Source organism: Micromonospora sp. LOL_024 (assembly GCF_048060415.1).
Classification (GTDB): Bacteria; Actinomycetota; Actinomycetes; order Mycobacteriales; family Micromonosporaceae; genus Micromonospora.
The window spans coordinates 1-11,037 of the sequence record NZ_JBHMIS010000017.1 but is presented as its reverse complement, the minus strand read 5'-3'; the positions used below and the strand labels follow the sequence as shown (position 1 = coordinate 11,037).

Below are 11,037 nucleotides of genomic sequence, written 5' to 3'. Positions count from 1 at the left end.
GTCGTCCACCCCGCTGGCCGTGACCTCATCGCAGCTGGGTTGCCGTGCGGACGAGCGCGGCGACGGCCCGGGAGCGGCTGTGCGGGGACCAGGCGAGAACGGTGGTGACGTGCGGTGCGTCGGTCAGGGGGACGGCGGCGTGCGCGTTCCACAGCCAGGATCGGGAGGAGGCGCAGAGGACGGCCGTGGTGTGGCCGAGGGCGATCAGCTGGGCCAGCTGCGACAGGTCGTGGATCTCGGGGCCCCGGCCGGGTTCGTAGCTGCCGTCGTGGCGGGGCCAGCGGGCGACCGGCAGATCCGGCTCGCCGCTCAGGTCAGCCATGGTCAGCGCGGTACGCCCGGCGAGCGGATGCCCGGCGGGCAGGATGGCGACCTGCTGTTCGGTCAGCAGGTCCTCGGTGTCGAACCCGGTGAGGGCGTCGAAGGGCCGCTGCATCAGCGCCACGTCGGCCCGGCCGTCGCGCAACATCCGCGCCTGTTCTCCCATGCCACACAGCAGCACCTCGATCTCGGCCGCCCCGGGTCCGGCGGCGTGGGCGTCGAGGAGCTTCCGGAGCAGCTCGTGATTCGCGCCGGCCTTCGTCGCCAGCGTCAGCCCGTTCGTGACCGACGCGGCACGCCGGGTTCGGCGGGCGGCCGCTTCGGTCGCGTCGAGGATGGTCCGCGCCTCGTCGAGCAGCACCTGACCGGCGCCGGTGAGGGTGACACCGCGACGGTCGCGTTCGAGCAGAGCGACACCGAGGCGCCGTTCGAGCTGCTGAATCGCCCGGGACAGCGGGGGTTGGGCGATGCCGAGGCGCTCGGCCGCCCGGCTGAAGTGCAGCTCCTCGGCGACGGTGACGAAGTACCTGAGCTCGCGGGTTTCCAGCGCATCCACGCTGCGACGATACTGCGGTGATACCGGCCGGGTATGACAGCGCACCCAGACGGTGTAACGACACCGGTCGCCGCCGAGCCACCATCGGCGTCATGAGCGACAAGAAAACCGCGCTGGTCACCGGCGCGAACAAGGGACTCGGATACGAGATCGCGGCCGGGCTGGGCTCGCGCGGCTACCGCGTTGCGGTCGGCGCCCGCGACGCAGCCCGTGGCGAGTCGGCCGTGAAGACGCTGCACGCCGCCGGAGTGGACGCGTTTGCGGTCCCACTGGACGTGACCAGCGACCGCAGCGTCGCCGGGGCCGCCGAACTGGTCGAACACCAGGGCGGACGCCTGGACGTCCTGGTCAACAACGCCGGCATTTCGGGAGAGACCGGGCCGGGATGGGTACAGGACCCGACCACCCTCGACCTCGACGTCGTCCGGGCCGTCGTGGACACCAACGTCTACGGCGTGATCCGGGTGACCAACGCCCTGCTGCCGTTGTTGCGACGCTCGGCCTCCCCGCGCATCGTCAACATCTCCAGCAGTGTCGGGTCGGTGACCTGGCAGGCGGACCCGGACATCGAAGTCGGCCCGGTCATGGCGGCCTACTCACCGACGAAGTCGTACCTGAACGCCATCACCGTGCACTACGCGCGACAGTTCACCGGCACGGCGATCCTCGTCAACGCCGCCTGCCCGGGTCTGGTCGCGACCGACTTCACCGGCTACCAGGGTCGGCCCGCCCACGAGGCCGCGACAACCGCGATCCGGCTCGCCACACTGCCTGACGGCGGCCCGACGGGCTCGTTCTTCAACGACGACGGCGTCATCCCCTGGTGACTCCGACAACTCCTCGACAACGTGGTGACGCTACTCAGGCGGTGTTCGCCAGCGGCGACGGGTTGAGCCTGGCGAAGCCTTCCTGCCGCTGGTAGGGGAAGTACGGGTACGGCGCGGTCCTGGTGCTGACCGCGTCGAGCCAAGCTGTCTGTTCGGGCGTGAGCGACCAACCGACGGCGCCGATGTTCTGCCGGAGCTGCTCCTCGTTGCGGGCCCCGATGATGACGGTGGCCCCGGAGGGCGGACCGCCCGGGTCCGTGCCGCCGTGCTGCGGGCTGCCAGTGACGCGCTCGTCGAGCACGGCTTCGACCGGCTCGACCTCGCCGACGTGGCGCGCCGCGCCGAGGTGGGCAAGACGACGGTCTACCGCCGTTGGGGTACGGCCGCCGGCCTCGTCGCCGCCGTCGCGAACTGGATCGCCACCGACCGGCCGGGCGGCACCCGGACCACTGTGGCCGGTCAAGACCTCCCAGACGGGCGGAAACGGTCTCGCCTGATCGCGCCATTCGCGTTACGGGCAGGTGTCATGACGCGAACCGGCGTGGCGCACGATAGTCTTGCCGGATATGGCTACCTATCGCAGCGCCTCAGTCCTTCTCTCCTCGGACGGCACCAGGACCCCCGGCACCGCCGCCCTCTTCGCCGAGCCCGCCCGCAAGGGTGGAACCCCACCGTGGGCAGGCGACTTCCGGCCCGCCAACAGCGCCGGCAACGGCCCCAAGAACGCGGTCGGGAAGACCTTCACGTTGGAACTGCCCGACGGCAGCACCGGCACGGTCGTGGTCCAGAGCCTCAAGCGCGGGAAGGGAGGCGTCGTGCTGGCGTTGATGGGCGAGGACGCGCCTCCCTTCTGATCGCGACACCGATCGCCGCCGACGTCACCGGTCGGAGACAGGTGCCGGGCCGTGCTTCGTGGCGTACACCCGCTCCACCGTGCCGGCCTTGAGCCGTTCGGTCTCGACGATCTGGAAACCGGCGGCGCGCACGAGCGGTAGCTGGCGGCGGGTGAGGTGCTCCCCCGCGGTCCGGATGGTGAACCGCTCGACGAGCCACTGCAGGGCGTACACCGGTGGCCAGGTGCTACCGACGTGGTCGAGTAGAAGCAGCCGGCCGCCGGCGACGAGGACCCTCCTCATCTCGGCGAGCGCCGCGACCGGATCGGGGATCGTGCACAGCGACAACGCGCAGACCACGGTGCCGAAGGAGGCGTCGGGATACGGCAGCCGCGTCGCGTCGCCCTGCCGTAGCTCGGCGCGGCGGCGCAGGGCGCTGGCCCGCCGACGGGCGACGGCGAGCATCGCCGGGCTCAGCTCGATCCCGCTGATGTCGGCGTCCACCGGGTAGTAGGGCAGGTTGCGACCGGTGCCGACCGCGACCTCCAGGATCCGCCCGTGGGCCCGGTTGGCGAGCCACTCCCGGCCGCCGCCGAACAGGTGACGTTCGAGCAGGCCGATCTGCCGGTCGTAGCTGCCAGCCGCCCGGTCCCAGACGCGCCGTTGCCGGTCCGTCGGGTCTTCGTGCCGGTTGGTCCCTGCGGTCCAGCTCACGTGCTACCCCCTGGTCCACTCCATCGTCGCCGGTCCGGACGCCGAGCGCCGACGGCCCGCCACGAACGGTAGCGTCCGACACCTGGGCGGCGTGTCCGCCGATGGGACGGATCAGTGCAGAGCCCGGCCCTGGGCGTCCGGTACGCCCGACTTCCGGTAGAAGTAGGCGTTGACCTGGTCGCACCACTCCTGGGCGCACCGCAGTTGCTCGTCGAGGCGCTCGCCGACCCGGGCGTGCACGGCGGCGTCCACCAGCCCGGCGAGCGAGGTCCACCGGCGGCGCGTCTCCGCCACCTCCGCCACCCCGTCGAAGTGGGTGTCGTAGATGTGCTGGATCACCGTGCGACCGCTGTGCAGCAGGTGGCCGTACGGCACGTGGTGGAAGAAGAGCACAAGCTCGTCGGGGCAGGAGGCCGTCGACTCGTACACCTGCGACCAGGGCGGCGGGTACTGGCCGGTGAAACCGGTGCCGGTGGCCCGGGTCCGGTCCACGCCCACCCCGTCGCGGTCGGCGAAGTGGTAGGTGCCCCAGGAGGTGTACTCGTACCCGTCGACGTCGGGACCGTAGTGGTCACTGGGCCGCACCATGAAGCCCACTCCCAGCGGGGCGGAGTACCGCTCGTAGCTGCGCCACGAATCGTCCATCACCTCGTGCAGGGTACGACGCAGCGTTTCGGGGTCGGCCGTGGCCGCCGGGTCGAAGGTCAGGTCGATCCACTCGTCGAGCACCGCCTGCGGGGTCAGCCGTGGATCCCAGGCGAGCCGGCCGAAGGCGTACAGGTTGGCCTGGGCCAGCGGATGGCCGGTCCAGAACGGGTCGTCACCCACGTTGGAGACGGCGACCAGGCCGCCCCCGTCGACGGCCACATCGGCGACCGTCCGCCCTTCGTCGCCCCAGCCGAACCGCAGCACCTCGCTCCACGAGGGCGCCAGGTAGCACACGTGGCGCTGCTGGCCGGTGTACTCCTGGGTCACCTGGAACTCCACGGCCAGCCGGGTGGCGGACATCGCCATGATCACCGGCGAGACGGGCTCCCGGGTCTGGAAGTCGATCGGACCGTGCTTGACCTGCACTACCACGTTGTCCCTGAAGCGACCGTCGAGCGGGGCGAAGTGGTCGTGGGCGGCCCGGGCCCGGTCGGTCGAACGGTCCCGCCAGTCCTGCCGGTGGTCGTAGACGAACGCGCGCCAGTGCACCACACCGTCGTGCGGCGCCAGCGCCTCGGCGAGCAGGTTCGCGCCGTCGGCGTGATCGCGCCCGTAGCTGAACGGGCCCGGTTGGCCCTCCGAGTCGGCCTTGACCACATAACCGCCGAAGTCGGGGATGCGGGCGTACACCCGTCGGGTGGTCTCGGCCCACCAGGCCCGCACCGCGTCGTCGAGCGGATCGGCGGTGGGCAGAGCGTCGAGGACGACGGGCGCGGCGAAGGTGACCGACAGGTGCACCCGGATGCCGTACGGCCGCAGCACGTCGGCGATCTCGGCGACGTCGTCGAGCCGCCCGGTCAGCAGCCGCGCCTCGGTGGCGTGCACGTTGACGTTGTTCACCGAGACCGCGTTGACCCCACAGGCGGCGAGCAGCCGCGCGTACGCCCGCAACCGGGCGTGGTCGCGGCGGGGCCGGCCGTCCCGCCAGAAGATCGACCCGCCGGCGTAGCCGCGCTCTACCTGCCCCATGACCGGGTGCACGTCGACGTTGTCCCAGTGGTCCAGCATCCGTCGCCGGGCCGCCGGCCGGTGCACCCGCGCCGGGTACGGCGGGCCGAACGCCGCCTCACCGCGGCGCACCACCTCGAACAGCCCGTAGAGGAGTCCGGCGGGCTCCTCGGCCAGCACCACGGTCACCTCGCCCTGGCGGGTCACCGCGAAGCCCTCAGCGCCCAACGCCCCGACCGCCGTGGCGCCCAACCCGGCCCGCGCCGCCTCGACGGGGTCACCGTCGGCGGACCGGACGGCCTCGCCGCGGAACCCCGGGGCGGGGCCGGGAACGGTCGCGGTCAGGGCGAACACGAGCTGCGCCGGTGTCGCGGCGGCTTGCGCGCGGGCGGCATCCGGGCCGCCGGCCGTCGCCGGCACGCCGTGGTGCGGGTCGGCCGCCCGTCGAACGGTGCCGCCGTTCGCGGCGCAGGCCCGCTCCACCTCGTCGAACAGGGTGTCCACGAGCATGCCGTCGCCGTGAACGAGGGTGCGCCGGGAACCGACAGCGCGAAAAGCCTCAACCGGCAGCCAGGCCGGGTGCACGTCGATCAGGTCTGGGGTGGTCACCCCGAAGAGCCTAAAAGCCTCCTCACATACGTCAAGGTACTTCCGGAACCTTTCAGACGTACCGATCGGAGTAGGACCAGGATCGCCCGGTCGCGGCGCCGACCCCGCGCCAGAGCGTCGTTTGACCCGCCTCCCCACGGGTAGACGCCGGTCCGTTGCGAGAAGGGGCCGGCCAGGTGGACGATCACCAGTTCATCGACTCCGTGGCACACCGCACCGGCACGTCAGCCGAACTGGCGACGGCGATGGCGTGGGCCACGCTGACGACCCTGGCGGAGCGACTCGACGGCGCAGCCACACGTGATCTCGCCGATCGGCTGCCCGAAGGACTACGGGCGTACACCTTCGCGCCCACCACCGCCGCCGAGCGGTTCGAGCTCGACGAGTTCGTGCAGCGGGTCAGCGGGCGGGCAGATGTGGATCCCGACCTGGCCGCGGCCGGCATCCGGGCGGTCCTCGACACCCTCCGCGACACGGACGCCGTCGGGCAGCAGGACGACGTCGTCGGCGAGCTGCCGGCAGAGCTGTGGCAGCTGGCAAACCCGGCACCGCAGTACGACGCCCACCGCGACCGAGGTTAGGCCGACACGGCCGCCACCGGCACCCGGGCCGGCTCCAGGTACACCGGAAGGTGGTCACCGGCCTGCGCGACGAACATCGCGACCTCGTATGCCATGTCCCCGACCTCGGCCTCGCCGTCGACTCCGACGGCGAGGACGGCCCCGTTGCCGGTGGTGGCGTGGAACAGGAACGCCTGCGACATCTGCACGACGACCTGGTGCAACTCGCCGTCGCCACACACCTGGGCAGCGGCCAGGCCGAGCGCCTGGAGCCCGCAGACCATACCGGACAGTTGGGTGGCGAGTTCGTCGTCGATGCCCCGGGAGGCACCCAGCAGGTGACCGTCCGGGGAGAGCACCACCGCGAACTGGGCACCCGGCACGCGGCCGACGATGCTGTCGAGCGCTCGGCCGAGCCTTTCGGCGGTGGGCGCGGCAGGAGTCATGGAAATGTCCTCTCGTTGGGGATGGAGCCGGTCATCGATGGCGCTCATGTCGTTGCCGGTTGCGGCCAGCCCTGTCCGCTGGTATACGACGAATCCGCCAAAATGGTTCGAAGCTGGGTCCAACAGGTCGGTGCGGCTGGCCGCCTGCCCGGCCGGTCGAGCAGCCCGCGGGCGTAGCTCGGGTCGGCTCCAGCTGCCGTCGCGGTGGCGGGCGACCACGGCGACGGTGCTGGTGTTGCCGATGTGTATGCCGAGCACGTGGGGCATCTACTTTCATCCTTGACCGTGTCGGCCGTGCGGTGGGCCCGACAGGCGCCCGCCACGCGGCGGGCCACCTGGGGGCTCCTACGTTCGGACCAGACACATTCCGGCATCAGGAGCCCCAACTTGCACCAACCTCGCCTTTCGTGCCCCTAACGTACGAGAGGCGGTTCGCCCCTTGTCGAACGGGTCGGGTCGCGGAGCCCTCCCCGCCGTCCGGCTCGGCGTCGGCGACGACCCGCCCCTCCGCCTGCGCTCAGGCCGACACCCCGTGCAGCCCCCGCAGGCCGGGCACGGCGGCCCGGCCGAGTTCACCGCCGGAGTCGGGGTCCTGCCAGGCCACCGCGGCGCGCTGGCCCACGTAGAGGCGGCTGCCGTCGCCGCTCAGGACCAGCCCGGTGACCGGTTCACCCACCGGCCGATGGGCGGCGACGGTCAGGCCCGCCAGATCGACGGACCGCACGGCGGCACCGGCACCGAGGAACAGCCGTTCGTTGTCGGCCGCCGCGAACGCCGGACCGGCACCGGTGGCGAACGTGGCGGTCCGGCGTACGGTCAGCTCCTCGGTGGAGATCTCCGCAACGGCGCCGGAGCCGAGGTCGGCGACGTACAGCCGGCCGCCGTCGGGGGTGATCGCCATGGCGTGACCGTCGGCGGCGCCCTCGCCGAACGGGTGCGGCAGATCCACGCAGTACGCCCACCGTTGGTGCAGGTGCAGCGTGTGCACGAAGGCGTGTACGTCGCTGCCCGGCCGGCCGCTGATCCGGTCCCGGGTGTGCTGGTGGTCGGGCTGGTGGGTGTAGAGCGTGAAGAGCACGGTGCGGTCCGGGGCGAGCACCGCCTGCCGTCCGTCGCCGCGCATCTCCTCCTCCGCGCCCGACGGGACCGGCGCCTTGTCGCGGATGAACAGCGGGCCGGGCACACCGGTGGCGAGGTCGACGACCCGGACCCGGTAGCGGTCCGGGGCGTCCGGCGGCAGCCACTCCAGGACGAAGAGCCCGGCCAGGTCGGCGGTGAACGCCTCCGGCACGACATTGCCCGGCAGCTGTAGCCGTTGCCGCACGCCACCGGCGTCGGCGATCAGCACCGGTGTCACGTCGCGGCCGGCGGGACGTTGCTTGGTGGCGCTGACCCCCTCGGTGGTCAACGCCAGCCGGGTGCCGTCGGCGGAGACGGTCTGCGGCACCCATCGGCCGGGCAGCCGGACCCGGTCGGAGGCGGTGCCCCGGCCGGCGTCGATCCGCCACACGGCGGTGTCGGCGCCGTCGGCGGCGCTCGCGTACACCAGCCGCCCGTCGGCGGTGGCCACGCCGTGCGGGGCCGCCTGCCGCTCGGTGCCGCGCAGCACCCCGAGGCCGCCGTCGACCTCCACGAGCAGCGGGTCCGGCAGGAGAGCGGCGGGGGTCGGTGCCGCCGGGTCACAGCCGGCCAGGGCGGCGGCGCCCGCGCCGGCCAGGGCGGTCAGCAGGGTACGCCGCGAGATCGTCGTCTTCGCCATCATGACCCGGTGACACCGCCGGGCCGGCGGAGGTTCCATCGCGGCGAACGTGGAACCCGGACGGCCCAGGCGGTGTCAGTACTGGTGATCCCCACCGGAGGTTGCACTGGACGACGAGGAGTTCGTCACCCGCGCGCAGACCGGTGACCTGGAGGCGTACGAAATCCTGGTCGCCCGGCACACCGCGTCCGCGTACCGGACCGCGGTGCTGCTCGGCGCGGGTCCGGACGCGGACGATGTCACTCAGGAGGCGTTCGTGAAGGGTTACCGGAAGCTCGACCGCTATCGCGGCGAGTCGTCCTTCCGGTCGTGGCTGCTGGCGATCGTGGCGAACGAGACCCGCAACCTGCACCGGACGCGGGACCGACGGCACGGGCTCACCCTGCGGGCCGCCAGGGTGGACCCGCGATCCGAGGTCGCCGAGGACGGCGCTGTCGCGGCGGTGCTCGCCGGGGAGCGGCGCGCGACGCTGCTGCGAGCCCTGCGGTCGCTGCCCGCCAGGGACCGGGAGGTGATCGTCTGCCGCTACCTGCTCGATCTCAGCGAGGACGAGACGGTCACCATGCTGGGCTGGCCCCGGGGAACCGTGAAGTCCCGCACCTCCCGGGCCCTGGTCAAGTTGCGCGGCCTGCTCGCGGTCGAGGAGGTCAGCCGTGGATGACCTGGAACGGGAGCTGCGCGAGCTGTCCACGTGGCTGGAGACCCCCGCACCGCCGGACGTCACGGCCCAGGTCCGCGCCCGGCTGGCCGCCGCGCCGCACTCCCGCCGCGCAAGGCTCCGACGCCGATGGCGGTACGCGCTGGTGGCGGCGCTGGCCGCGATCCTGGTGGCCGTGCTGCCGCCCGGCCGGGCCGCCGTCGCCGACGCGGTGGCCGGCCTGCTGCGCTTCGCCGGCATCACCATCAGCACCTCCTCGGGCCCCGACCGTCCGACCGGCTCCCCGTCCCCGCTGCCGGCGCAGCGACCGGCCGCGTTGGAGGAGGCGCGGCGGCTGGTCCGCTTCCCGATCCGGACGCCGACCGCGCTGGGACCACCGGAACAGGTGCTGGTCGCCGACCCGGACGGCACCGGCAGCCACCGGGTGGCGACCCTGCTCTACCGTGGCGGCGCGCTGCGCCTGGACGCCTTCGACGGCCGGCTCGACCCGGTCTTCTTCAAACAGGCCAGCGGGCCCGCCACGGAGTGGACCCAGGTCGGCGGGGCGCAGGCGATCTGGGTCGGCGGCCCGCACGCGCTCTCCTATGTGGACCGCAACGGCACGGTACGCCAGGAGAGCGCCCGGCTCGCCGCCGCGACCCTGATCTGGGAGGACGCCGGGGTGACCCACCGCCTGGAGGGCTCGCTGACCCGGGCCGAGGCCGTCGAGATCGCGACCTCCCTCAACTGACAAGGACGTCCTGGTACTCGGGCCGAAGGATACGCCGCTGACCCCCGATCGCCGGGCGCGTCCGCGCCAAGGCAAGACCGACGTCCACCCAGGGAGGATCGGCGCAGGTGAACCACCTCCGCTATCGGGGTCCAGACCGACTCGATCACCGCATCGAATGGATCCTCCGCGTATCGGAAACTGATCCCGGCACCTCCCGACCGACGTCGACGTCCCGGCGACGACGACCTCTCGCGGGCTGCGAGCCACCCACCATGAGGGTGTCACCACCGCCGCCGGCCGCTCCATCCAACCACCAAGGGTTTGTCGCAGGTCGGCACGTCCATCATGGGTGGAGAGTCGGCCGCGAGCGCCTTTTCGACCATCGCCATCCGCTACGCTCAACCTCACGTTTCGCCGCCCGCACACACCCAACTCCCGACCCGAGCGGCAAAGGAGCCTGGCGATCTTGAGACGCAAAGTGAAGAAAACAGCGAACTTGATCTTTAGCGCCCCAGGTCAGAAAGCCTGCTCCCCGCGCACGCGGGGGTGATCCGATCACATACTTGAGCGCCGGATGCCGCTGGCTCTGCTCCCCGCGCACGCGGGACGCTGTGTCGGCCCCCGCAGCAAGCGGGCTGATCATCAAGCTGGCGCCCTGCGTAGTCATCCAAACACCCACCCGACCGGCGGCCGGCTCGCGGTTCCCCGTGTCGTAGGGAAGTTTCCTAGTGGCGGCTAGATGCGTAACGTCGTGTCATAGATAGGAATTAGGAACGGCTGGATCGGGGATGGTGGCGTGTCCGAGGGACAGTCGGAAAGCCTGCGTCGGCAGCAGGCGTGCCTTGCTGCCGAGTTGCGGTCGTCTGGAAAGACCTGGGTTGAGTCCGCCGTGATATTCCAGCAGCGGTTCCGACTGAATCCCCGGGTGGCGTTCCGGGTGGTGCGGGGGTGGAGTCAGGCGCGGGCAGCTGAGGAGTGGAATCGGCGCTGGCCGCACGAGCCAAAGACCTTCAAGAACTTTTCCTACTGGGAGATATGGCCGGGCCGCAGTGGGCACTCACCGTCGCAGGGCCCCGGCAAAGTCGTCAGGTGATGCCGAGTAGCGCCAGCGGCGGGTGCTGTCGCGGGCGTGGTGACGGTTGGCGGCGGCAATGTTGGTGACTCCGGTCAGGCGTAGGACGCCGATGGTGGCGTTGCGCAGTGCGGCCATGACCTCGGGGCCGGTGCCGGTGCGTTTCTGGGATCGGTCTTCGTCGTAGGTGACGTCGCGAACCCAGTGGACCTTGTTCTCGATCGACCAGTGGCCGCGTACCCACGCGGCCAGTTGTGCCGGTTTCGCCTCGTGGACGCGCAGGTCGGTGATGGCGTAGACGGTCTCGGTGGTGA

Annotated in this window: 10 protein-coding genes and 2 pseudogenes; 6 read left to right on the top strand and 6 right to left on the bottom strand. The window is 71.8% G+C overall.

Translation table 11 applies throughout. The features are described 5' to 3' along the window. Positions 1-25 precede the first annotated feature (25 nt). Complete coding sequence (locus tag ACFHWY_RS18010) at positions 26-868, bottom strand: LysR family transcriptional regulator (protein WP_416581445.1); 843 nt, start codon at positions 866-868, stop codon at positions 26-28. Between the two features lie 101 nt (positions 869-969). Here ACFHWY_RS18010 and ACFHWY_RS18005 point away from each other — a divergent pair, with 101 nt between their 5' ends. The 3 genes and pseudogenes from ACFHWY_RS18005 (at position 970) to ACFHWY_RS17995 (ending at position 2,558) form a co-directional block, all read left to right on the top strand. Beyond that, the gene (locus ACFHWY_RS18005) at positions 970-1,704 is read left to right on the top strand and encodes an SDR family oxidoreductase (RefSeq protein WP_416581361.1); all 735 of its coding nucleotides are present in this window, start codon (positions 970-972) and stop codon (positions 1,702-1,704) included. Positions 1,705-1,969: 265 nt separating this feature from the next. Then, positions 1,970-2,050: pseudogene (locus ACFHWY_RS18000) on the top strand (TetR family transcriptional regulator); the annotation flags it as partial. A gap of 220 nt (positions 2,051-2,270) precedes the next feature. Further along, the gene (locus ACFHWY_RS17995) at positions 2,271-2,558 is read left to right on the top strand and encodes a hypothetical protein (RefSeq protein WP_416581360.1); all 288 of its coding nucleotides are present in this window, start codon (positions 2,271-2,273) and stop codon (positions 2,556-2,558) included. Positions 2,559-2,582: 24 nt separating this feature from the next. Here the strand turns inward: ACFHWY_RS17995 and ACFHWY_RS17990 are convergent, their stop codons facing one another. Further along, a complete protein-coding gene (locus tag ACFHWY_RS17990) occupies positions 2,583-3,251 on the bottom strand; it encodes a class I SAM-dependent methyltransferase (RefSeq protein WP_416581359.1) in 669 nt (222 codons plus the stop codon). 111 nt (positions 3,252-3,362) lie between these two features. Continuing rightward, entirely contained in the window at positions 3,363-5,516 is a 2,154-nt protein-coding gene (locus ACFHWY_RS17985; protein WP_416581358.1) for an alpha-glucuronidase, read from the bottom strand. A 176-nt stretch (positions 5,517-5,692) separates the two neighbouring features. On the opposite strand from ACFHWY_RS17985, the gene ACFHWY_RS17980 reads away from it, so the two are divergent. Beyond that, on the top strand, positions 5,693-6,097 hold the full coding sequence (locus ACFHWY_RS17980; RefSeq protein WP_416581357.1) for a DUF2267 domain-containing protein: 405 nt from the start codon (positions 5,693-5,695) through the stop codon (positions 6,095-6,097). Here the strand turns inward: ACFHWY_RS17980 and ACFHWY_RS17975 are convergent. Beyond that, positions 6,094-6,789 carry a roadblock/LC7 domain-containing protein gene (locus ACFHWY_RS17975; RefSeq protein ID WP_416581356.1) on the bottom strand — a complete coding sequence of 232 codons (696 nt, stop codon included), beginning with the start codon at positions 6,787-6,789 and terminating at the stop codon, positions 6,094-6,096. The two genes, ACFHWY_RS17980 and ACFHWY_RS17975, sit on opposite strands and share 4 nt — an antisense overlap. A gap of 250 nt (positions 6,790-7,039) precedes the next feature. Further along, positions 7,040-8,320: a YncE family protein gene (locus ACFHWY_RS17970; RefSeq protein WP_416581355.1), complete on the bottom strand. Its 1,281-nt coding sequence runs from the start codon at positions 8,318-8,320 to the stop codon at positions 7,040-7,042. A 67-nt stretch (positions 8,321-8,387) separates the two neighbouring features. Between ACFHWY_RS17970 and ACFHWY_RS17965 the strand changes: the two genes are divergently transcribed. Next, a complete protein-coding gene (locus ACFHWY_RS17965) occupies positions 8,388-8,942 on the top strand; it encodes an RNA polymerase sigma factor (protein ID WP_416581444.1) in 555 nt (184 codons plus the stop codon). Then, the gene (locus ACFHWY_RS17960) at positions 8,935-9,669 is read left to right on the top strand and encodes a hypothetical protein (RefSeq protein WP_416581354.1); all 735 of its coding nucleotides are present in this window, start codon (positions 8,935-8,937) and stop codon (positions 9,667-9,669) included. Before ACFHWY_RS17965 ends, ACFHWY_RS17960 begins: the two co-directional genes overlap by 8 nt. Before the next feature lie 1,039 nt (positions 9,670-10,708). On the opposite strand, the pseudogene ACFHWY_RS17955 reads toward ACFHWY_RS17960, so the two are convergent. Next, positions 10,709-11,037, bottom strand: a pseudogene (locus ACFHWY_RS17955) (hypothetical protein); the annotation flags it as partial.

Excerpts from the sequence above, each read along its gene's own strand:
- ACFHWY_RS17970 (WP_416581355.1), bottom strand. The coding sequence starts at position 8,320 with ATGGAACCTCCGCCGGCCCGGCGGTGTCACCGGGTCATGATGGCGAAG.
- ACFHWY_RS17995 (WP_416581360.1), top strand. The coding sequence starts at position 2,271 with ATGGCTACCTATCGCAGCGCCTCAGTCCTTCTCTCCTCGGACGGCACC.
- ACFHWY_RS18005 (WP_416581361.1), top strand. The coding sequence starts at position 970 with ATGAGCGACAAGAAAACCGCGCTGGTCACCGGCGCGAACAAGGGACTC.
- ACFHWY_RS17975 (WP_416581356.1), bottom strand. The coding sequence starts at position 6,789 with ATGCCCCACGTGCTCGGCATACACATCGGCAACACCAGCACCGTCGCC.